Annotated in this window: 9 protein-coding genes and 2 pseudogenes; 5 read left to right on the top strand and 6 right to left on the bottom strand. The window is 69.9% G+C overall.

The genetic code is table 11. From position 1 onward, the window contains the following. Positions 1-63 precede the first annotated feature (63 nt). From IP92_RS21290 to IP92_RS21280, 3 genes are read left to right on the top strand one after another with little or no spacing between them, the layout of a single operon-like run. Positions 64-483, top strand: a complete 420-nt coding sequence (locus tag IP92_RS21290) for a hypothetical protein (RefSeq protein ID WP_229418899.1) — start codon at positions 64-66, stop codon at positions 481-483. Continuing rightward, complete coding sequence (locus tag IP92_RS21285; RefSeq protein ID WP_145878887.1) at positions 484-1,953, top strand: ATPase domain-containing protein; 1,470 nt, start codon at positions 484-486, stop codon at positions 1,951-1,953. It abuts the gene before it with no gap. 6 nt (positions 1,954-1,959) lie between these two features. Further along, positions 1,960-3,243, top strand: coding sequence for a hybrid sensor histidine kinase/response regulator (locus tag IP92_RS21280; protein ID WP_145878885.1), 1,284 nt, complete (start codon positions 1,960-1,962; stop codon positions 3,241-3,243). Between the two features lie 22 nt (positions 3,244-3,265). Here the strand turns inward: IP92_RS21280 and IP92_RS21275 are convergent, their stop codons facing one another. Both IP92_RS21275 and IP92_RS21270 read right to left on the bottom strand, forming a co-directional pair. Further along, positions 3,266-5,497: a xanthine dehydrogenase family protein molybdopterin-binding subunit gene (locus tag IP92_RS21275; protein ID WP_199271825.1), complete on the bottom strand. Its 2,232-nt coding sequence runs from the start codon at positions 5,495-5,497 to the stop codon at positions 3,266-3,268. A gap of 11 nt (positions 5,498-5,508) precedes the next feature. Then, positions 5,509-5,991, bottom strand: a complete 483-nt coding sequence (locus IP92_RS21270) for a (2Fe-2S)-binding protein (protein ID WP_145878883.1) — start codon at positions 5,989-5,991, stop codon at positions 5,509-5,511. Between the two features lie 118 nt (positions 5,992-6,109). On the opposite strand from IP92_RS21270, the gene IP92_RS21265 reads away from it, so the two are divergent. Further along, on the top strand, positions 6,110-7,906 hold the full coding sequence (locus IP92_RS21265) for an amidase (RefSeq protein WP_145878881.1): 1,797 nt from the start codon (positions 6,110-6,112) through the stop codon (positions 7,904-7,906). Positions 7,907-8,005: 99 nt separating this feature from the next. Next, entirely contained in the window at positions 8,006-8,557 is a 552-nt protein-coding gene (locus IP92_RS21260) for a DUF6622 family protein (protein ID WP_307724867.1), read from the top strand. Here IP92_RS21260 and IP92_RS21255 read toward each other — a convergent pair. From IP92_RS21255 to IP92_RS21245, 4 genes and pseudogenes are all read right to left on the bottom strand, one after another. Beyond that, positions 8,536-10,608 carry a calcium-binding protein gene (locus IP92_RS21255; protein WP_145878877.1) on the bottom strand — a complete coding sequence of 691 codons (2,073 nt, stop codon included), beginning with the start codon at positions 10,606-10,608 and terminating at the stop codon, positions 8,536-8,538. The two genes, IP92_RS21260 and IP92_RS21255, sit on opposite strands and share 22 nt — an antisense overlap. Positions 10,609-10,817: 209 nt before the next feature. Next, positions 10,818-15,320: pseudogene (locus IP92_RS21250) on the bottom strand (beta strand repeat-containing protein); the annotation flags it as partial. Positions 15,321-16,805: 1,485 nt separating this feature from the next. Beyond that, positions 16,806-17,147, bottom strand: a pseudogene (locus IP92_RS30820) (calcium-binding protein); the annotation flags it as partial. 442 nt (positions 17,148-17,589) lie between these two features. Further along, entirely contained in the window at positions 17,590-23,763 is a 6,174-nt protein-coding gene (locus tag IP92_RS21245) for a calcium-binding protein (RefSeq protein WP_145878874.1), read from the bottom strand. Between the last annotated feature and the right edge of the window lie 141 nt (positions 23,764-23,904).

Here is a 23,904-nt window from a genome sequence, read left to right as displayed (position 1 = left end):
GGCTATAATGTGCCAAACGGCGGCTTGTTCAGCCGCCCGGCACATACACACTGATCAGCATGCATGGATAACAAAGACGACAAGCGCCGGCAACTGATTCACGCGATGCTGGCGCAGCCCGGCGGCGGGGATCCGGCCGAGCGCCATCTGCTGCCATGGCGCTCGCTGGCGGTGCATCTCAGCCCCCTGATCGGCGAAAGCGGCTTCGGCGCACTGTACGGCAGGACGGGGCGCCTGCTGGCGCAGCAATACGGCTGGCTCACGGTCAGCCCGTCGTCGCAAACGCTGGACGCATTGTTCCGCACACTGAAAGAAGACCTCGCCAGGGCCGAGCCGGCGCAAGCGGCGCTGGCGAACGAAGCCCTGCTGACCACGTTCACGCGGCTGCTTTCCGACCTGATCGGAACGGCACTGACGACGAGGCTGATCGACTCCGCGTGGCACAGCGCGCAGGCACAAAACAATGCAGGGGAGCAGAAGTAAATGACCGACAAAGTAAGCTTGGGATTGCTGGAGACCGGTGTGCCGGGGTTGGATACCCTGCTCGGCGGCGGACTGGGCGAGTATTCGTTCAACCTGATCGCCGGCACGCCCGGCAGCGGCAAGACGACGCTGGCGCACCAGATGATGTTCTCGCTCGCCTCCCCCGAGCGGCGCGCGCTGTTCTTCACCGTGCTGGGCGAGCCACCGCTGAAGATGCTGCGCTACCAGCAGCAGTACAGCTTCTTCGAGCTCGACAAGGTCGGCAGTGCGATCCGCTACGTGAACCTGGCCGACGACCTGAAGAACGGCGATTTCTCCGGCGTGCTCGAGCGCATCATGCGCGAGGTCGAGGCATTCTCCCCAAGCCTCGTGTTCGTCGACTCGTTCCGCTCCGTGGCGCAGACGGCGAAGAGCGGCAGCGAAGGCATCGCCGACCTGCAGCACTTCATCCAGGAGCTGGGCACGCGCATGACCAGCTGGCAGGCGACGACGTTCCTGATCGGCGAATACGCCCATGTCGATGCGGAAGCCAATCCGATCATGACGGTGGCCGACGGCGTGCTGTCGCTGTCCCAGTCGCAGCAGGACAATTCGATCGTCCGCAAGATCCGCATCGTCAAGATGCGCGGCCAGGCCCATATGGCGGGCATGCACACGTTCCGCATCAGCGGCGACGGCGTGCGCATCTTCCCGCGCCTGCTGCCGCCGCTGGCGCTGGACCGCATCCCCGGCCAGCCTGTCGACCGCACCCCGCGCCGCATTTCCAGCGGCGTGCCGTCGCTGGACGTGCTGCTGCATGGCGGCATTCCGGAAGGCCACTCGATCCTCGTGGCCGGCCCGTCCGGCTCCGGCAAGACGATCCTCGGCACGCAGTTCCTCGCCGAGGGCGCGCGCCAGGGCGAGAAAGGCGTGGCCGCGTACTTCGAGAAAGGCACGGCGCGGCTGCGCAATGCCGCGCTGGCCGAGCTGGTGCAGGCCGGCCACGTGCACATCGTCGAAAGCCGGGCGCTGGACCTGACGGCCGACGAACTGCTGCAGGAGCTGCTCGACACGATCGTCGCCACGGGCGCCAAGCGCGTCGTGCTCGACTCGCTGTCCGAAGTGCTGCTGTACCTGGCGCCGGAATTCCGCCGCGAATTCCGCCTCACCGTATTCCGCATCCTGTCCAGCCTCGCCAAGCTGGGCGTGACGGCGATCGTCACGCTGGGCATGGAGGACCGCTTCACGGAGCTGCGCTTCTCCGAGGCCGAGATCTCGTTCCTGACAGACGGCATCATCGTCACCCGCTACGTCGAGATGGACGGCGAGCTGACGAAGGTGATCGGCGTCGTCAAGCTGCGCGGCTGCTCGCACAGCACGGCCCTGCGCACATTCCAGATCACCGACCACGGCATCGAGATCGATGGGGAGCGCGTGCGCTTCGACGGCATGCTGTCCGGCCATCCGTCGCCGCAACAGGACGGCGGCTGACACCTTATGGCGGACCTCGAGCAGCCGCCGCTAGACGAACCGGGCACGGTCGCGGAACTGCGCGCCGCGCTGGCGTACGCGCGCGAGGAAAACGCCCAGCTGCGCGAAGCCAACGGGCATCTCGTGCAGGCAACCGTCAACGCCCAGACCCTGCAGGACGAGGCCGAGGCGGCGAACCGCCGCCAGAATGAATTCCTCGCGATGCTGGCGCACGAGCTGCGCAATCCGCTGGCGCCGATCAGCATGGCCGCGGCGATGCTGGAGCGGATGCCGGACGTGTCGCCCGACCTGGTCACCCTGCGCAACGTGATCAGCCGCCAGACGGAACACATGGCGCGGCTGCTGGACGACCTGCTCGACGCGGCCCGCATCAGCAGCGGCCGCATCCGCCTCGACATCGTGCCCGTGCCGCTGGCGGACGTGCTGGACCGCGCCGTCGAGACGGTGCAGCCGCGCATCGCGGAACGGCACCAGCGCCTGGAAGTGCGGGTGGCGGCGCCCGGCCTGACGCTGCGCGGCGACCGCGTGCGCCTGACCCAGGTGTTCTCCAATCTGCTGGCCAACGCGTCGAAGTACACGCAGGACGGCGGCCACGTGATGCTTGCCGCCACCGCCGACGCGGCCGGCGTGCAGGTGACGGTGACCGACAACGGCACCGGCATCGGCGCCGACGTGCTGCCGCACATCTTCGACCTGTTCACGCAGGGCCCCCGCTCGCTGGCACGCTCCGAAGGCGGCCTTGGCGTGGGCCTGAACGTCGTGCGCAACCTCGTGCACATGCATGGCGGCACGGTGCACGGGCACAGCGACGGCGTCGGCCACGGCAGCCGCTTCACCGTGGTGCTGCCTGCCGGCGGCGCGGCACTTGCCGCCGCGCTGCCGGCCGCTGCCGCCACCGTGCACGAAGCGTGCCGCGTGCTGCTGATCGAGGACAACGTCGACGTCTGCGACACGCTGAAGGGTTTCCTGATGCTGGATGCGCATGCCGTCACCGCCGCCTATGACGGCACGGCCGGCCTCGCGCTCGCCGCGCAGGGCGGCTTCGACGTGCTGATCTGCGACATCGGCCTGCCCGGCCTGGACGGCCTGGAAGTGATCCGCCGCCTGCGCGCGGGCGGCAGCAAGATGTTCGCCGTCGCGCTGTCCGGCTACGGCCAGGCGCAGGACCGCGCCAACGCACTGGCCGCCGGCTTCGACGAATACCTCGTCAAGCCGGTGCGGCCGGACAGCCTGCTGGAACTCATTTCGTCGGACGGTTGCCGGCTGCGCCGCCAGCCGGGGGCGCAGTGAAGCGGGCCGCCGCCCGCGCCGGCTACGCCTTCTTCAGTGCCGTGGCCACCGGCAGCTTGCGGATGCGCTGCCCGGTCGCCGCGTAGATCGCATTGCACAGGGCCGGCGCGACACCCGCCGTGCCGGGCTCGCCGATGCCGCCCGGGTCGTCGCGCGATGCGACGATGTGCACCTCGATCGGCGGCGCCTCGTTCATCCGCATCACGCGGTAGTCGCCGAAGTTGGTCTGCATGACGCGCCCCTTGTCCAGCGTGATCTCGCCCCACAGCGCGCCCGTCAGGCCGAACACGATGCCGCCTTCCATCTGCGCGACGATGCCGTCCGGGTTCACCGCCTGGCCGCAATCGAGCGCGCAGACGACGCGGTGCACCTTCACGTCCCCATCGCCACCCACCGACACGTCGACGATCTGGCACATGTAGGTGCCGAACGCGAACTGGCACGACACGCCCCTCCCCACCTTGCGGCCCGCAACGGCGGCCACCGGCTTGCCCCATCCCGCCTTTTCGGCGGCCAGGTTCAGCACGGCCAGCAGGCGCGGCGACTTGTCCAGCAGCGCGCGGCGGTAGGCCACAGGGTCCTGTTTCGCCGCCTGGGCCAGCTCGTCGACGAAGCTTTCGACGACGAACACATTGTGCGTGGGGCCGACGCCGCGCCAGAACGCCGTGGGCACGGGCGGCTCGTGGCGCAGGTATTCCACGCGCAGCTCGGGGATCGAGTACTGCAGGTCCGCCGCGCCTTCGACGGCATCCGGGTCGACACCGTTCTTCACGGCGGGCGGCGCGAAGCGGGACATGATCGAGGAACCCGTCACGCGGTGGAACCACGCGCGCGGATAGCCCTTGTCGTCCAGCTTCGCGGCGATGCGGTCCACGTAGTACGGGCGGTACATATCGTGCTGGATGTCTTCCTCGCGGCTCCACACGACCTTCAGCGGCCCGGGCTTGGCCTGCGCCTTCGCCAGCGCGACAGCCTGCATCACGTAGTCGACTTCGAGCCGGCGGCCGAAGCCGCCGCCCAGGTAGAAGTTATGCACCTTTACCTTTTCCAGCGGCAGGCCGGTGAGCTTGGCGGCCGCGCCCTGCGCCAGGCTGGGCACCTGGGTGCCGCAGTACAGGTCGCAGCCGTCCGCGCGCAGGTCCACCGCGCAGTTCATCGGCTCCATCGTCGCGTGGGCCAGGAACGGCGCCTCGTAGATGGCCTCGATCTTGCGCCCGGACTGCAGCTCCTTGGCGGCGTTGCCCTTGTCCGTGGCGACGGCACCGGCGCCCTGCGACTTCGCCATCATGTCGGCGACGATGCTGCGCGTCGACACGTTCGCGTTCGGCCCCGCATCCCATTGCGGTTCCAGCGCGGCCAGGCCCTGCTTGGCGGCCCACATGTGGTCGGCCACGACGGCCACCGCGCTCTCGAGCTTGATCACTTCGCGCACGCCCTTGATGGCCAGCGCCTTCCGCGGGTCGACCGCTTTCAGCTTGCCGCCGATGATGGGGCAGGCCGCCACGGCGGCGATGCCCATGTTCGGCAGCTTCGCATCGATGCCGAACTGCGCGCTGCCGTCGACCTTGATCGGCGAATCGAGCCGCGCATGCTTCTTGCCGATCAGGTTGTAGGTGGATGGGTCCTTCAGCGCGATCGCCTTCGGCGGGGTCAGTTTCGCGGCCGCGTCGACCAGCTCGCCGTAGTGCGCCGTCTTGCCGGAGTTGTGCGTGACGACGCCGTTCGCCACCTGGCACGTATCGGCCGCCACGTTCCACTGCTGCGCGGCGGCCTGCACCAGCACCGCACGGGCCGCGGCGCCCGCTTCGCGCAGCGGCTTCCAGGCGCCGCGCACGGAGGTCGAGCCGCCGGTCACCTGGCCGCCCAACAGCGGATCGCTGTACAGGTTGTTGTCGGCCGGCGCATGCTCGAGCTTCACCTTGGCCAGGTCGACACCCAGCTCCTCGGCGATCAGCATCGGCATCGACGTGTACGTGCCCTGCCCCATCTCGACCTTGTGCATGACCAGCGTGACGATGCCCTGCCGGTCGATGCGGATGAAGGCGTTCGGCGCCAGGCCCGGTGCGCGGTCCGACACGGCCGTCGCGGCCTGGCCCACGGCCTTCTCCGGCGGCGGTTCCTTGCGGTCGCTTTCCTTGCGGTCGCAGCCCGGCAGGATGAAGCCGATCAGCAGCCCGCCGCCGGCCGCGGCTCCCACCTGCAGGAAGCGCCGCCGGCCGCTGCGCACCTCGCCCACTTCGTTCATGTTCCCCATGGCGTCTCCCATTATGTTGCCGCGGTTGCCGCGGTCGCCGCGGCGCTGCCTGCCGCGATCTTGATGGCCGCACGGATGCGGCCATAGGTGCCGCAGCGGCAGATATTGCCGGACATGGCGTTGTCGATGTCCGCATCGGTCGGCTTCGGCGTGGCGGTCAGCAAGGCGGTGGCGGCCATCACCTGGCCGGACTGGCAGTAGCCGCACTGCACCACGTCGATCTGGCGCCAGGCGGCCTGCACGCGCGCGCCGACCGGATCCCTGCCGATCGCCTCGATCGTGACGATCTTCTTGCCGACGGCCGCCGAGACGGGCGTCACGCACGAGCGGATCGCCTGGCCGTCCAGGTGCACGGTGCAAGCCCCGCACAGCGCGGCACCGCAGCCGAACTTGGTACCGGTCAGGCCGGCCACGTCGCGCAGCGCCCACAGGATGGGCATGTCGTCCGGCACGTCCAGCGTGGTATCGGTGCCGTTGATGTTCAGGGTGGGCATGTTGGCTCCTTTCGTGATCGTCTCCGACTATAGGGTAATCGGCCGGCGGATGGCGCGCCGCTGCGCTAAGATGGAGGACCTCGCCTCCCTATAGACCAGTTGCCTCGACCGCCGATTCATGACCCGCCGCCGCTTCCTGAAAACCGCCCCACTCGGCCTGCTGGCCGCCACCACTACCGTCATCGCGCAGCCGCCGGGCGCCACGCCACCGCCCGCGCCGGCCGGCGCGCCGCCCACGCTCGGCGCACAGCCGCCGACCGGCCCCGCGATCACTTCGGCCACGTTTGCCGAAGCGGAAAAGCTGATGCAGGTGAAGCTCACGCCGGCGCAGCGGGCCATGGCGGCCGAGGCGTGGCCGACGTCGCTGGCCGGATTGATGAAGCGCCGCACCGCCGCCAACAAAATGCCGCTCGGCGAAGACGTGGCGCCGATGTCGCGCTTCGATCCCGTGCTGCCGGACACGAAGGCCGGGCCGGCGCGGGCCCGCTTCGTGCGCGGCGCCGCCGATCCGGGGCCGCTGCCCGCCAGCGACGACGACATCGCCTACGCCAGCGTGGCGCGGCTGTCGCGCTGGATCGAGGCGCGCCAGCTGACGTCGGAGCGGCTGACCAATATCTACATCGCGCGCTGCCGGCGCTTCGATCCACGCCTGCTGGCCGTCATCACGCTGCTGCCGGAACGGGCGCTGGAGCAGGCGCGCCAGGCCGACCGCGAGATCGCCGCCGGCCACTATCGCGGCCCGCTGCACGGCATTCCGTATGGCGTGAAGGACTTGCTGGACACGGCCGGCATCGCCACCACGTGGGGCGCGGAACCGCTGAAGGACCGCGTGCCGGTCACCGATGCGGCCGTGATCGCGCGCCTGCACGAGGCGGGCGCCGTGCTGCTGGCCAAGCTGTCGCTGGGCGCGCTGGCGATGAACGACATCTGGTTCGGCGGGCAGACGAGGAATCCGTGGCTGCCGGAGGAAGGCGCGTCCGGCTCCAGCGCCGGGCCGGGCGCCGCGATGGCCGCCGCATTGGTCGCGTTCACGATCGGCAGCGAGACGGGCGGCTCGATCGTCAGCCCCAGCACGCGCTGCGGCGTGACGGGCCTGCGCCCCACCTACGGCCGGGTGCCGCGCACCGGCGCGATGACGCTGTGCTGGTCGCTCGACAAGCTGGGGCCGATGACGCGCTCCGTCGAGGATGCGATGCTGGTGCTGCGCGCGATCGCCGGCCCCGACGCGGGCGACACGGCCAGCGTGCGCGCGCCGCTGGACTTCAATGCCGGCGCCTCCGCGCGCGGCCTGAAGATCGGCTACCTGCCCGAGTGGCTGCGCGAGGCGCCGGCCACCGACGTCGACCGCGCCGCGCTGGAGCTGGCGAAGAAGGCCGGCATGAAGCCGGTGCCGGTGGCGTTGCCGGACTGGCCGTACATGTCGCTGAACACGATCCTGTTCGCCGAGGCGGCGGCCGCGTTCGAGGACTGGACGCGCGATGGCCGGATGGACCTGCTGTCCGAGCAGACGCCCGATGCGTGGCCGAACCTGCTGCGCGAAGCGCGCTTCCTCTCCGCCGTCGATTTCGTGCAGGCCGACAGGATGCGCCGCCTCGTCGCCGAGCGCATGGCCGCCATCTTCCGCCAGGTCGACGTGCTGCTGGTGCCGTCGCTGCGCGACGAGATGATCGTCATCTCGAACAACACCGGCCATCCGTCGCTGACCCTGCGCACCGGCTTCGTGCACGTGAGCGAGGCGCGCAGCGACTGGGCACCCCATCCGTCGCGGCCCGTGCCGAAGTTCGCCCAGCCGCGCCGCGTGCCGCACGGCGTGACCTTGATCGGCCGGCTGTTCGACGAAGGCACGCTGGCCCGCGCCGGCATGGCCCTTGAGCGCCTGGCCGGCGTGGCGCAGGAACGGCCGCCGGGGTTCTGAGCCCCGCGGCGGCGTTTTTTCGCGCCGCGCCAGCCCGCTTTCGCGCCCGGCCTGGGCCGTTTCGTCGCAAACGGCTCGCGCCGGCGCCGGCCGGGCCGCATGATCTCCTCATCGCATACCACCCACACCGAGGAGAACACCATGCTGCAGCAAATCGTCACCCACACCCCGATCTACGTCTGGCTCCTGCTGGCCTTCCTGGTCAGCCGCGGCATCGCCGCCAGCCGCGACCGCGTGCTGCCGCTGCGCCGCGTGTTCGTGATCCCGGCCGTGCTGCTGGTGCTGTCCGTGCAGGACATGGCGCACCGTTTCGGCCTGGATGCGGCGCCGGTGCTGGGCTGGCTGGCCGGCGCGAGCGCCGCCACGCTGCTGGCATGGCGCGCCACGGCGCCCGCCCAGGTGGACCGGGCCGCCGGCACCGTGCTGCAACGCGGCAGCTGGCTGCCGCTGGCGCTGATGCTGGCCACCTTCGTCACCAAGTACGCGGTGGCCGTGGCCTGCGCCGTGCGCCCCGACCTGGCTGCCGGCGCCGGCTTCGCCGCGACGGCGGGCGCGCTGTACGGCGTGTTCAACGGTCTGTTCGTGGGCCGCGCGCTGCGCTGCCTGCCGCGCGCCGCCGCCACCCCCGCTCACATCAACGCGATGTCGTAAAACATTCCGCCGTGCGTGCCCGGATGCGGCACGCCCGTCAGCTCCACCACCTGCTGCTGGCCATCATCGGCCGGCAGCGCCATCGCCTGGACGGCGGCCTGGACGAGCGACGCCGTCGCAGCGGGTGCAGAGGCGAACTCCACCCGGCCGTCGTAGCCGATACCCTGCTGCCACGTCTGCGCGGCGCCATCGGTCCAGCCGACGATCACCCGGCCATCCTCCCCTTCCGTCACCGACAGCGCCGCCAGCTGCCCGGCGATGGCGCCCTGGTTGACCTGCCACACCTGGCCGGTCGGGAAGCCGACGCCCATGTAATAGCGCCCCATGATCGCCGTCGTGCCATCCGCCGCCACGCTGTCCCACACGACGATGAAGCCGCCGTCGCGCAAGCCCGTCACTGCCGCCTCGTGCTGGAACAGCGCGTTGGCCACCGTGACCGGGCTGCCGGCCGCCGCGCCGCTCGCGTCGAAGCGCTGCGCCATCACGGCGTCGTCCGCGGTGGCCGGATTGCCGTCGTCCTGGATCCACGTGACGACGGTGCCGGCGGCCGCCGCGCCGCCGCCGGCATACAGCGTGGCGATCGCGACGTCGGTGACGACGCCTGCCGTCTGCAGCCGCACGTCGTCGCCCGCCGCGGTGCCGTCCCAGGTGAACTGCCGCACGGCGACACCCTCGCCGGAACCGTCCGCCCAGTGCCACGCGGCCATGCAGCCGTTGTCCTGCTCCGCGAGTACCGGCGCCGCCTGCGCGCCGGCCGGCGCCGTGTTGACGACGACGGTGCCCTGCGCGATGCCGCCCGCATCGAAGCGCTGGGCATGCACGTCCTGCCCGCCATCCTGCCCGCCGTCCTGCCACGCTACGACGAAGCCGCCGTCGATCGTTGCCGTGACGGCGGGCGCCGTGCCGCCGGCGGCGCCGTCGACCAGCAGCTCGGCGCCGCTGGCGCTGCCGTCCGCGGCAAAGCGCTGCAACGCGATGGCGCCGCCGGCCGCCGCCGTATGCCAGGCCACCACCCAGCCGCCGTCGTATAGCGCCGCGACGGCCGCGCCGTCCTGCTGGCCGGCGGTGGCCGTGTTCACCGCGCCGGCGCCGTCTGCCGCGGTGCCGTCAGCGCTGTAACGGTGGAGGAACACGCCGCCGTCGCCGCCCGCATCCGTGCCGCCATAGGCAATGACATAGCTGCCGTCCAGCAGGGCGGTCACGGCGTGCGCCGGCGCGGCCGTGGCGACGAGCCGGTCCGCGCTCGGCAGATGCAGCACCTGGTCGGTGAACGCGAGGTGGCGGATGCCCACCAGCGTGTCGGTGCCCGTATTGGCCCGGTCCGCGCGCAGGTCGGTCACCGCTAACCGGCCGTCGGCCAGCGCCGTGATGCGGTAGTCGGCCAGGGTGCCGCCAAAGAGCGCCGTGTCGTCGCCGATGCCGCCCACCAGCGTGTCGTCACCAAGACCGCCGCATAAGGTGTCGTTGCCGGCGCCGCCGTCCAGCAGGTTGGCGCCGGCGTCGCCCGTCAGCGCATCGGCGAAGGCGCCGCCCGTCACGCCTTCGATGGAGCGCAACACATCCGCGCCCGCACCGCCGGACGCGCTGCCCGTGCCCAGGTTCACGGTGACGCCGGCGGTCGCGTCGCCATACCACGCGATATCGAAGCCGCCCGCACCGTCCAGCGTATCGGCATCCGCGCCGCCGGACAGCGTGTCGGCGCCGGCGCTGCCCGTGAGGCTGTCGGCATAGGCAGATCCCCACGCCTGTTCGATCGACACGAGCGTGTCGTCGGCCGTGCCGTCCTGCGCGCTGCCGGCACCCAGGTCGACGACGACGCCGCTGGCCGCTTCCCGGTAATCGGCGCGGTCGCTGCCGGCGCCGCCATCGAGCGTATCGGCGCCATCCGAACCGCGCATCGTGTCGTTGCCGGCGCCGCCCGCCATCAGGTCGTTGCCTTCGTCGGCCAAGTTGCCGAAGCCGCCGACAAACAGGTCCGCCCCATCGCTGCCATCCTCGACGTCGTCGAACCAGCTGCCGAATACCACCGTTGCATTCAGTTTCAGTGTCATTTCCCGCTCCCGATGAACATTGCCATACGGCAATTTATCGCAATGCAGGGCGATAAATTGGCCGCAGATCAAAGGAGAACGATGCGCGAAGGCGAACACCTGCTTGCGTTGCGATACGGCAACAACGCGGTGACGCGAGCCGAGGCGGCCCTCCGGAATGAAAAAAGGCGCCTCCACGGAGGCGCCTTCGCAGCGATGGCAGCGCCGCGTCAGCCCGCCGTGCCGAACACGAAATCGCCCACCGCCGTTGCCGGCACGCCCGTCAGCGTGGCCAGCAAGGTCAGCTCGCCCGCGGACACCTGCGCGTCCGCCGCGGCCGCGCTGAACTTGAACACGGCCGAGGACAGTCCGTTGTCGACGACGAACAGCCGCATCGCGCCAACGTCGTAGGCGGATTGCGCCGAACCGATGACGGCCGCGGCACCTGCCGTGTCCAGCGTCTTCGCGTTCGTCGTGACGATCACCAGCTCGGCGCTGGCGGCGAAGTCGCCCTTGCCGGCGGCCAGCGTGGCGCCGTCCACCGTCGAGTCACGGTTGCCGATGGCCAGCACCGGCGCATCGAACACGATCACGTCGGTGCCGGACTTGAAGTCGGCCACCGTATCGGGCTTGTCGCCCTTGTCGATCACGAACGCGTCGCTGCCGTCGCCACCCGTCAGCGTATCCGCGCCGGAACCGCCAACCAGCACGTCGTTGCCCGCGCCGCCGGCAAGCCGGTCGGCGCCGCTGCCGCCGAACAGCAGGTTGTCCTGCTCGTTGCCGGTGCCCGAGAATGCCGCGGTACCCGTGTAGAATAGCATCTCCACGTTCTTGTCGAGCACGTACGACGCCAGCGCCGTCTTGACGGCATCGACGCCGCCGTCGCCATCCCCTTCGTGCACTTCGCCGGCCGTGTCGACGATGTACACGTCGTCGCCCGCGCCGCCGGCCAGCACGTCCTTGCCGGCACCGCCGTCGAGCGTGTCGTTGCCGGTGCCGCCCACCAGGCTGTCGGTGCCCGCGCCGCCCTGCAGCGAGTCGTTGCCTTCCGCGCCCGCGATCGTGTCGTTGCCGGCGCCGCCATCGATGGTGTCCGGGTTCTCGCTCCCTTGCAGGTTGTCGTTGCCGGTCGATGGCGCCTGCAGGCGCAGCTCGTTCACGGCAACCAGCACGTCGGCTTCGGCGAACCGCACGGCCTCCACATTGCGCAGCGTGATCACGGAGCCCGTCAGCAGGTCGGTCAGCAGCGTGTCGGTGGCGCTGGCACCGAACACCGCGTAGCGCAGTTCGGAGCCCGCCACGACGGCGACGTCGCCGCCGGTGCCGCCGTCGAAGACCTTGTTGCCGCCGTCGAGGATGGCCGTGTCGTCGCCAGCGCCGCCGGACAGCGTGTCGTAGCCCGCATCGCCGACCAGGGTGTCATTGCCGTCGTTGCCGGACAGCTTGTCGGCGTACTGGGTGCCGACGATCAGGTTGTTGCTTGCGTTGCCGTTGCCCGTGAAGCCCGTCTGCAGGTTGTAGGCGACGAGGTCTTCGACGTTGGCTGCCAGCGTGTACGAGGCCACTGACGCGTACACGAAGTCGTGGCCGTCGCCCGCTTCGATGATGACGTCGCCGCTGGCGTCGACCCGGTATTCGTCGTCGCCTGCGCCGCCGGCAAGCGTGTCGTTGCCGGCACCGCCGACGAGCTTGTCGTTCCCCGCACCGCCTTCGAGCCGGTCGTTGCCGCCGCCGCCGCTCAGCGTATCGTCGCCGTCCAGGCCCGTCAGCACGTTGGCCAGGTCGTTGCCCGTCAGCGTGTTGGCTTCGCCGTTGCCGGTGACGTTGGCTGCCACCTTCGCCGTCACCTTCGCGGCCTCCACGTTGGCCGCCAGCGTGTAGGTGGCGTTGGCCACCGTCAGGGCCACCTGTACCGTGTCGTAGCCGCCATCGACGGCTTCGACGATCACGTCGTCCTTGCTGTCGACCGTGTAGGTATCGGTCCCCTCATAGCCGACCAGCGTGTCGGCGCCCGCCAGGCCGTCCAGCGCATCCGCGCCGCTGCCGCCGGTCAGGCTGTCGGACCAGGCCGATGCCTTGTTGGCCAGGTTGGCCAGCTCGACGAATGTCAGCTCGCGGTCCGCGAAGGCGAACGATTCGACGCCGCGCACGGTCGTGGCCGCGGTGCCGGTGATGCGCACGTCCCCTTCGCCGATGCGCTCGATCGTGTAGTCGGCCAGGTCGCCGTTGAAGCGCGCCGTATCGGTGCCGGCGCCGCCGTCCAGCGTGTCCGCGCCCGCGCGGCCGGCCAGCGTGTCGTTGCCGTCGCCGCCCACCAGGCTGTCCGCACCGGCCGTCCCCGTCAGCATGTCCGCACCGCCCAGGCCGAACAGCTTCGCGGATGCCGCGGTGCCGCCGGAGAGCGCGTTGCCGTCCGCGTTGCCGGTGCCCGTGACGGCCTTGCCGGCCGCATCGAACACCAGCATCTCGACGTTCTTGCCGAGGGTCCAGGTCGTCAGGCCCGTGGCGCGCACGATGTCGCTGCCGCCGCCGTCCGCTTCGACGACCTGGTCGCCGGCCGCATCGACGACGTATTCGTCATTGCCGGCGCCGCCCGCCAGCGTGTCGCTGCCCGCGCCGCCGTCGAGCAGATCGGCGCCCGCGCCGCCATCGAGCTTGTCGTTGCCGGCGCCGCCGCTCAGGGTGTCGTTGCCGTCCAGGCCCGCCAGCACATTGGCCAGCGCATTGCCGGTGATCGCGTTGTTCGCGCCGTTGCCGTTGACGTTGACGGCCACCTTCGCCACGACGTCGGCGTTTTCCAGCGTGGCGCCGAGCGTGTACGTGTAGCCCGCCTGCGCGATGTCGATGCGCACCTTGTCCGTGCCGCCGCCATCGAGTTCGACGATCACGTCGCCCTTGCTGTCGACCGTGTAGGTGTCGTCGCCGGCACCGCCCGTCATCGTGTCGGCACCGGCCAGGCCGTCCAGCGCCTCCCCTGCATCCGTCCCGAACAGCTGGTCGCCCCAGGCCGAAGCGACGTTGGTGGCGACCAGGTCGGCGAACGATACGACCTCCTTGCCGAATTCGAACGTTTCGACGTCGCGCACGGTCACGGCGACGTCGGTCACGCGGTGCGTCAGCGTGACGGCGTTCTCGCCGCTGCGCACCACCTTGTAGTTGTCCAGGATGTCCTCGAAGCCGGCCGTGTCGTTGCCGGCACCGCCGTCGATCGTGTCCATGCCGCCCATGCCGCCGATGCGGTCGGCGCCGTCGCCGCCGGACAGGCTGTCCGCGCCCGCGCCGCCGAACAGCGTGTCGTCGCCGGCAAGGCCGGCCAGGCGCGCCCCCGTCGACTGGACGGCGCGCATGAAGTTGTCGGCGCCGTTGCCGGTGCCGCTGAACGCGCCCTCGCCGGAGTAGCTGAGGAATTCCACGTCCGTGCCGAGCGTGTAGCTGGCCAGCGACGTCTGGACCATGTCGGTGCCGCCGCCGGCCGCTTCGATCACCTTGTCGCCCGCGTTGTCGACGACGTACAGGTCGTCGCCGGCGCCGCCCGTCATCGAGTCGATGCCCGCGCCGCCGTCCAGCGTATCGTCGCCCGCGTTGCCGGCCAGCGTATCGTTGCCGGCAGCGCCATCGAGCACGTCGCCGCCGACGCCACCGCCGATCACGTTGTTCAACGCATTGCCCACGCCCACATAGCCCTGCGGGCCGGCGACGAACTGCAGGTTCTCCAGCTCCGCGCCCAGCGTGTAATCGGCACGCGCGACGATCGTGTCGATGCCGCCGGCAGCCTGCTCGACGACCGTGTCGCCCGCGTCGACGTAATACGTGTCGTTGCCGGTGCCGCCGACCAGCGTATCGCTGCCGCCACCGCCATCGAGCGTGTCGTTGCCCGCTTCGCCGCTGAGCGTGTCGTTGAACTGGTCGCCCGTGATCTGGTTGTTCGCAGCGTTGCCCGTGCCGCGCTGGCCGTTCAGGCTGGACAGGAACAGGTTTTCCACGTTCGCCGCCAGCGTCATGTCCTGCATCACCGCATACACGGTATCCGTGCCCGCGCCGGCCGCCTCGGTGATCGTCTCGCCGCCATCGACGACGATGTAGGTGTCGTCGCCCGCGCCGCCGATCAGCGTGTCGGCGCCGCCCATGCCGCCATGCAGCGTGTCGTTGCCGGCCCCGCCATCGAGCTTGTCGTTGCCGCTGCTGCCCATGATCGAATTGTTCAGCGCGTTGCCGGTGCCGACGTAGCCGGCGCCGCCCGTGAACGTCAGGTTCTCGACGTTGGCCGCCAGGGTCGTGGCCACCGTCGCGGTCACGGTATCGGTACCGCCACCGGCCGCCTCGACGATCGTCACGCCGGCATTGTTGACGAGATAGGTATCGTCGCCGGCGCCGCCGATCAGCGTGTCCTTGCCGCCGTTGCCGTTCAGCGTATCGTTGCCGGCGCCGCCGTCGAGCGTTTGCGCGGCGCCGTTCGCGCCCAGGCTCATGAACCATGCTTCGCTGTCCGCGCCGCCGGTGCCTTTCAGCACGCCGTCGATCGTCAGCGCGAAGGCCTTGCTGGCCGCGCTCTTGTTGCCGTTCGCATCCGCGACGACGGCCGTGAACGAATGCGTGCCGGCGGCCAGCTGGTCGAGTTCGACGGCCCAGCTGCCGTTGTCGTCGACGCCGACGGTGGCCAGCTTCGTCGCGCCGTCGTACAGCGTGACGGTCGAGCCGAAGGCGGCGGCGCCGGTGACCATCAAGTGGCCGTTGGTCACCTTCGCGGCGCTCTGCACATCGGTCAGCCCCCAGTACTGCATGCCGTTGTATGCCGGGTCCAGCATCGGCATCGCGCCGCCGATGACGGACTTGACAGCGATCGTCGTGGCGCCCGGCGCAGTGCTGCCCGGCGCGGTAACGAATTCCGGATTGCCGTTGTAATCGACGATCTGCTGGTAGATGCCGCCGCTGCCCGGATAGGCGCTGCCTTGCGTGCCCCAGCTGACGACGACGCGCTGGTCGGCCGTTTCGATGACGGTCGGCGCGAGAGCCACGCCCAGCGCGGAGCTCTGGTTGACCTGGAACGCGGCGCCGGCCGCGCTGCCGTCGGCATTGTAGTGGCGGCCCATGATGACGGACGTGTCGTCCGCCGCGACTTCGTCCCACACGACCATGAAGCTGCCGTCGCGCAGGCCGACGACGCTGTGGCCGATCTGGTCGCCGTTGCCGGCCACCGTGATGTCCGCACTGCGCACCGAGCCGTCGGCGTTGTAGATGCGGGCGTGGACCGTGTCGGTGCCGTCCTTGGCATCCTGGATCCACGTGACGACGTAGGCGGGAATCGCCGCGGCGTACGGCGCGTACAGGCTCGCGACCTTGACGGCGCCAATCTTGCCGCCATCCGGCGCGACCGCCACGGCGCTCTCGCTGCCGGCAGTACCGCCGTCGAGGCCGAAGGCCTGCGTCATCACGGCATTGGTGGCCGCGTTGTACCATGCGACGACGTAGCCGTCCTGGAGTTCCGCCACGGCCGGCGCCACCTGGTCGCCGTCCGTCGCCGCGTTGACGGTGAATTCGCCGCCCGCCTTGTTGTTGTCGGCGTCGAACTTCTGCGCCTTGATGTCGAGCGTGGCGCCGCTGCGGGACTGCCAGGCGACGACGAAGCCGTTATCGCTCGTCGCCGTGACGACGGGCAGGCGCTGGTCGCCGGCCGTGACCGAGTTCACGAGGACTTCGTCGCCGACCTTAGCGCCGGCGGCATCGAAGCGCTGCAGCCGCACGTCCCAGTCGGACTCGTAGCCCTGCCAGACGAACGGGTTGCTGTGATAGACGGCGACCCAGCCGCCGTCGTACAGGCCGGTGACGACGACGGCGCGCTGGTCGCCGACCTGGTCGGCGTTGACGAGCACGTCGCTGCCGGCCGGCACGCCGTCCGCATCGAACTTGCGCAGGTAGATGCCATCGCCATTCGCATCCGGCGCCCGCCACGCGGCAACGTAGCTGCCGTCGAGCAGCGTGGCCACGGACTGGTACAGCTGGTAGCTGGCCGGGTTGGCGGCAACCACGTGGTCGACCGCCTTCAGCTCGATCGTTTCGGCCTTCGCGCCGCCGAGGAACGTCAGCTTGCGCACGTCCCACACGATGTCGGTGCCGTCCGGCGAGCCGGCGCGCAGGTCGCGGATCGTCAGCTTGCCGGCCGCATCGGACTTGATTTCGTAATCGGTGCGCGCGCCGCTGTACACGGCGACGTCGACGCCGCTGCCGCCGACGATCGTGTCGTCGCCGCCGCCACCGCGCAGCGTGTCGTTGCCGGCCAGGCCGTCCAGCACGTTGGCATTGGCGTCGCCCGTGATCGTGTCGGCGAAGTAGGAGCCGAACACGCCTTCGATGCCGGCCAGGCTGTCGGTGCCGTCCGCTCCCGTCGCCTGCCCCGTCGCGAGGTTCACGGCTACCGCACCGTCGGCATAGCCGTAGCTGGCGATATCGCGCGTGCCGGCAGCGCCGTCGAGCGCATCGTTGCCCTTGAAGCCGAGGAGGACGTCGTTGCCGTCCGTTCCCACCAACGTATCGTTGTCTGCCGTGCCCGCGATCCTTGCCATGCTCATCCCTGAAAGTAGTTTATTTGTGAACTTTGTTGTTAAAATTTTATGGGCGGCAATTTATCATGCGAGTGGGAAATTAGCACCAAGTGGATTGGGGAAAGTGGGAATTGTTGTGCTAGTGACACAGGGGACAAAAGGAACGCACTACAGGAAGACCGACTGCGCAAATAAGGCGCTGTTCGCGTAAGGTTGGGGAACTTCCAGGCGTCAACGCTGTCTTACCTTCTGTTGAGATACCTCATCGATATCAGGAGGCAAGGATGGGAACGAGCGGCTTTCAGCACCTGTTCCGTGCGCTGGCGCATCTACCGCTGTCGGCTGACGAGATCATATCGGCGATAAGTTCCGTTCCGGGGTGAAAGCTCAGCGAACGCGAACAGCGCGAAAAAAAAAGCCGCCCGGCTAACCGGACGGCATTCCTGCGCAGCCTTGAAACGAATCAGGCCACCGTGTTGAACAACTCGAACGTCACGGCGCTCACATCCTTCACGCCCGTCAGCGTCGCCACCTGCGTCAGCTCGGCCGCCGACACCACCGCGTCATTGCCGTTGGACGTGAAGCGGAACAGCGCGGTCGAGGCACCGTTGTCGATCGCGAACAGCGCCACGTCGCCCACGTGATACGACGCCGTCGCGCTGCCGATCACGCGTGCCGCCGCCGTCGTGTTCACTGCCGTCATGTTCGCCGTGAAGACCACCAGGTCGACGTCGGCCGCGAAACCGCCCACCGCGTCGCGCACGACGGTGCCGCCACCGCCCAGCTTCAGGCCCGCCACGTCGAGGGCGATGGTGTCGCCCGCCGCGTAATCGGTGATCGTGTCGTTCGAGCCCAGGTCCAGGTGGAACACGTCGTTGCCCGTGCCGCCCGTCAGCGTGTCGTTGCCGGCGCCGCCGGACAGCGTGTCGTTGCCGTCGGCGCCCCCGAGACGGTCGGCGCCGCGGCCGCCCGTGATCGTGTTGGCTTCCGCGTTGCCGGTGCCACTGAACGAACCGGTGCCCGTGTACACGAGGTTCTCCACCGCCGCCGCCAGCACGAGGCTCGAAGACGTCGTCTGCACCGTGTCGATGCCCTGCCCCGCTACCTCGGTCACCGTGTCACCACTGCCGTCGACGATATACAGGTCGTCGCCCGCGCCGCCCGCCAGCACGTCGTTGCCGGTGCCGCCGTCGAGCGTGTCGTTGCCCGCGCCGCCCTGCAGGTTGTCGTTGCCAGCCAGGCCGGCCAGGCTGTCGTTGCCGGCGTCGCCGACCAGCGCGTTGGCGGCGGCGTTGCCCGTCAGGACATTGTCGGCGTCGTTGCCGGTGACGTTCGTCGCCACCGCGTTCGTCACGACGGCGTTTTCGACGTGGCCATCGAGCACATAGGTCTTGCCTGCCGTGGCCAGCGCGATGCGCGCCGTGTCGGTGCCTTCGTTCTGCGCTTCGACGATCCGGTCGCCCACGTCGTCGACGATGTAGATGTCGTCGCCGGCCAGGCCCGACATCGTGTCGGCACCGGCCTTGCCGTCGAGCGTGTCGTCGCCCGCCGAGCCTTGCAGCGTGTCCGCGCCCAGCGTGATCGCATCCTTCAGCAGATCGGTCAGCGCGAAGCCCTGGTCGGCGAACGTCACCGTCTCGATGCCCTTCAACACGATCTTCGCGCCGTCCTTGGCCGTCAACAGCGTCTCGTTCGCCACGAGCGCGCTGACGGTGTAGTCGGCGCGCTGCCCATCCAGCACGGCCGTGTCGTCGCCGGCGCCGCCGTCGAGCGTGTCGCTGCCGGCATGGCCGCGCAGCGTGTCGTTGTCGGCGCCGCCCGTCAGCTTGTCGTTGCCGCTGCCGCCGTCGATGACGTTGGCAAGCGCATTGCCGGTGCCCGTGAACGCGGCGCTGCCGGTGTACACGAGGTTCTCGACGTTGTTCGCCAGCGTATACGAAGCGAGCGTGGTGCGGACCGTGTCGGTGCCGCCCTGCGCCGCCTCGACGACCGTGTCGCCGGTCCCGTCGACGAAGTAGACGTCGTCGCCGGCGCCGCCCGTCATCGCATCGCTGCCGGCGCCGCCGTCCAGCGTGTCGTTGCCGGCACCGCCATCGAGCTTGTCGTTGCCCGCACCGCCCAGCAGGCTGTCGATGCCATCGCCCCCGACCAGCGTGTCGTTGCCGGCGCCGCCATCGAGCGTGTCGTTGCCGTCCAGGCCGGAGAGCGTGTTGGCGGCCGCATTGCCCGTCAGCGCATTCGCGGCCGCGTTGCCGGTGATGCTCACCGCGGCCGTCGACGTCACCTGCGCATGCTCGAGGTTCTCGCCCAGCACGTAAGTCGCGTTGGCGGTCGTCAGCGCGATACGCACGGTGTCCACGCCGCCGCCCGCTTCCTCGATCACGACGTCATCCTTGTTGTCCACCGTGTAGGTGTCGTCGCCGGCCAGGCCGGCCATCGTGTCCGCGCCGCCCAGGCCGTCCAGTGCATCGTTGCCGGACGTGCCGGTCATGCCGTCGCCCCATGCGGTTGCCTTGGTCGTCATCGCGAGCTCGGCGAAGGTCACGGTGCCGTCGGCAAACGCCAGGCTTTCGACGTCGCGCACGACGACGGTCGTGCCGCCCGCTTGCAGCGACAGCGCGCGGTCGCCGGTGCGGGTGATCGTCCAGTCGGCCCGGTTCCCGCCGAGCACCGCCGTGTCGTTGCCGGCACCGCCGTCCAGCGTGTCGGCGCCGCCGCCGGCGCGCAGCACGTCGTCCCCGGCGTCGCCGACCAGGCTGTCCGCGCCGGTGCCGCCGACCAGCGTGTCGTCGCCGGCCAGGCCGGACAGCTTGCCGCCACCATTACCGTTGGTGATCTCGTTCGCGTCCGTGTTACCGGTCAGCGTCGTGCGAGCGGTGCCGTCGTAACGCAGGTTTTCCACGTTCGCCGCCAGCGTGAACGTGGCGGCCGTCGTGACCACCGTGTCCTTGCCGCCCAGGGCCGCTTCGATCACCTGGTCGCCGGCGCTGTCGACGTAGTACAGGTCGTCCCCGGCACCGCCTTCGAGGCGATCGACACCGGCGCCGCCGTCCAGCGTGTCGTTGCCCGCGGCGCCCGCCAGCGTGTTGGCGGCGTTGTTGCCGACCAGCTTGTTGTCCAGTTCGTTACCGGTCACGCTTGCCGCGCCCGTCGTCGTGATGACGGCGTTTTCCACGTTCGCGGCCAGCACGTAGGTGGGACGCGAGGCGAACGCCACCTGCACCGTGTCGATGCCCTGGTCGCCGGCCTCGACGATCACATCGTTGGCGGAATCGGCGACGTAGGTGTCGTCGCCCGCGCCGCCGGCCAGCGTGTCGTCGCCGGCGCTGCCATCCATCGTGTCGGCCTGCGCCGAGCCGGTCAGTTTCTGGTTGCCGGGGCCGGCGATGTCGCCCGTCACCACGGCCCAGTCCATCGGCTCGCCGCCGGCGAACACGAAGCGCTCGACGTTGCGGACGATGACGGTCTGGCCGTCCGGGCCCGTCAGCTGCAGTTCGGACTGGCCGTTGCGCACGCGGGTGTAGGCGTCAAACGCGTAGTTCAGGTAGACCGTATCGGTGTCGCTGCCGCCATCGACCGTCGCGGCGCCCGCGCCGACGTACAGCGCATCGGCGCCGGTGCCGCCGGTCAGCGTATCCTGGCCGCCGTTGCCGCGCAGCGTGTCGTTGCCGGCGCCGCCATCGAGCTTGTCGTTGCCGGCCGCGCCGACGATCAGGTTGTCCAGCGCATTGCCGGTCGCCGTGAATGCCGTGTCGCCGATGCGCACCAGGTTCTCGACGCCGGCGCCCAGCGTGTAGCTGGCCAGCGCGGTGTTGACGGTATCGATGCCGCCGCTTGCGGTGGCCACTTCGGTGACGGTATCGCCCGCGTCGACGATGTACGTGTCGTCGCCGGCGCCGCCCGTCATGGCGTCGGCACCGGCGCCGCCGTCGAGCGTGTCGTTGCCGGCGCCGCCCGCCAGCGTGTCCTTGCCGTCGCCGCCGTACAGGGCGTCGTCGCCGCTGCTGCCGGTGAGGGAGTTGTTCAACGCGTTGCCGTAGCCCGTGTGGCCGGCGCTGCCTTCGAACACCAGGTGCTCGACGTTGTCCGCCAGTGTGATGTCGACGGTGGCGCGCACCGTGTCGGTACCGCCGTTCAGGTTCTCGACGACGGTGACGCCGTCGTTGCCGATCACGTAGGTGTCATTGCCGGCACCGCCTTGCAGCGTGTCGGCACCGCCGCCGCCGTCGATCGTGTCGTTGCCGGCGCCGGCATCGATCGTCTGCGCATTGACATCGGCACCGCGCGTCGTGAAATAGGCCGCGTTGTCGCTGCCGGTCGTGCCGGCGATCGTGCCCAGCACGACCAGTGCCACGGTGTGGCTGGCCGCGCTGGTCTGGCCCAGCATGTCGGTGGCGGTCGCGGTGAAGCGGTGCGCGCCCGCCTCCAGGTCCTTGAATTCGATGATCCACGCGCCGTCGCCGCCCGCGGTCACGCGCCCGACCTTGACGCCGGCGTCGTACAGCGTGACCGTCGCACCCGCGTCGGCGGTTCCCTTGATCAGCAGGTGGCCCTTGCTGAACGTGCCCTCGTCGACGACGGGGCCCGGTGCCTGGATCAGCGCGCTGTCCGTCGCCGGCGCGGCGCCCGCGCGCGCCGCCATCTGCTCCTGCACGGCCTGCACACTGAATTGCGGTGCCGCCGGCGGCTCGCCGGTGCTGCCCGCTACCGCGAACTCCGCCGCGCCGTCATAGCCGACTTCCTGCTGCCAGACGCGGGCCACGCCGTCCGCGCCCATCGCCGTCCAGCTGACGATCACGCGGCCGTCGGCCGCTTCGGCCACCGTCGGCGCACCGATCGCCCCCGTCGCGGCAACCTGGTTGACCTGCCATGCAGTGCCTGCGGCCGAGCCGTCCGCATTGTAGTGGCGCCCCATCACGGAAACGGTGCCGTCCACCGCCACATTGTCCCACACGACGATGAAGCCGCCGTCGCGCAGGCCCGTCACCGCTGCCTCGTGCTGGAAGCCGGCCGACACCACCGTGATCGGGCCGCCCACCGGCGTGCCCGCGGCGCTGAAGCGCTGCACCATCACCGCGTCGTCGGCGGTCGTCGCGTTGCCGTCGTCCTGCACCCAGGTCACGACGGTGCCGGCGACGCTGTAGCCCGCGCTGCCGTACAAGGTGGCGATGCCGACGCTGCCGACGACGCCGCTGGTCGCCAGCGTGACTTCCGAGCCCACCGCCGTGCCGTCCCAGCTGTACTGCTGCACCTGCACCTTGTGGCTGCTGCCGTTGTCCGACTGCCAGGCCACCATGTAGCCGTTGTCCTGCTCGGCGACGGCCGCGCCCTGCTGCTGGCCCGTCGTCGTCGTGTTCACCAGCGCAGCCGTCTGCGCTTGGCCATCCCAGCTGACGCGGGTGGCGCGCACGTCGGCCGTGCCGTCGCTGCCGGCGCCTTGCCAGACGATGACGAAGCCACCGTCGACGGTGGCGCTGACGCTGGGCGCGAGCTGGTCGCCCGCCTGACCCAGCACCATCTCGGTGCCGGCGCGGCTGCCGTCGGCATTGAAGCGCTGCACGGCGATGTCCCAGCCGTTTGTGCCCTGGCTTTGATAGACCGCCACCCAGCCGCCGCCATACAGCGCGGTGATCGCGGGCGCCTGCTGCTGGCCGGCCGTTGCGGTATTGATCTGCGTGGCGGCGCCCAGCGGCGTGCCGTCGGCATCGAACTGGCGGAAAAACACGCCGCTGCCGCTCGCATCGCTGCCCTGCCAGGCGATCACATAGCTGCCGTCAGCCAGCCCGGTGACCGATTGCGCCTGGCCGTCGGCCGCGACGAGGCGGTCGACGCCCGTCAGGTCCAGCTTCTGGTCGGCGAATTGCAGGTGGCGGATGCCGACCAGCGTGTCGGTGCCGTCCTGGCCGGCGCGCAGGTCGGTGACCAGCACGCGGCCATCGGCCAGGGTCGTCAGCGTGTAGTCGGCGAGATTGCCGGAGAACGCCGCTGTGTCGTCGCCGATATTGCCCACCAACGTGTCGTTGCCGGCGCCACCGCGCAGCACATCGTTGCCGGCGCCGCCATCAAGCAAATTCGCCGCCGTATCGCCGGTCAGGTAGTCGGCGTAGCTGCTGCCCGACAGGTTCTCTACATTGCGCAGCGTGTCGGTGCCCGTGGTCGTGGTGGCGTTGTTGGTGGCAAGGTTCGCGATCACGCCGGCGGCCTCGTCAGCATAGCTTGCGGTGTCGATGCCTGCGCCGCCATCGAGACGATCCGCGCCCGCGCCGCCAGCGATCCAATCGTCGCCGGCACCGCCGGTGATCGTGTCGTCGAACGCGGAGCCGCGCACGCGCTCGATCGACACCAGCGTGTCGGTACCCTTGTCGTCCGCCACGGCGGTCGCGCTGGCCAGGTCCACGACGATGCCCGCCCCGGCCAGGCTGTAGTCGACCAGGTCGCTGCCGGCGCCGCCGTCCAGCGTATCGGCGCCGTCCGACCCGTAGATCGTATCGTCGCCGCCGCCCGCCTGCACGATGTCGTTGCCGGCGTCGCCATACAGGCCGAAACCGCCGACAAACACGTCGCCGGCATCGCCGCCGACTTCAACGTCGTCATCGAAGCTGCCGAAACCGAGGGGACCCGTTAACTTGACCGTCATGATTTATCTGCTCCAGAAAGGATTTTTGCCACACGGCAATTTACCATGCGCGTTGGGCGAACGCAGCAGCAGATACAATCGAAATAGTGTCCCCGGGGTACGGGGTGGGGGTGGGTTGTTGCGGCTTAGCTACACTGTTTG

The sequence above is a fragment of the Pseudoduganella flava genome, assembly GCF_007830495.1.
Lineage (GTDB): Bacteria > Pseudomonadota > Gammaproteobacteria > Burkholderiales > Burkholderiaceae_D > Rugamonas > Rugamonas flava.
This window is presented reverse-complemented; position numbering and strand designations above follow the sequence as displayed.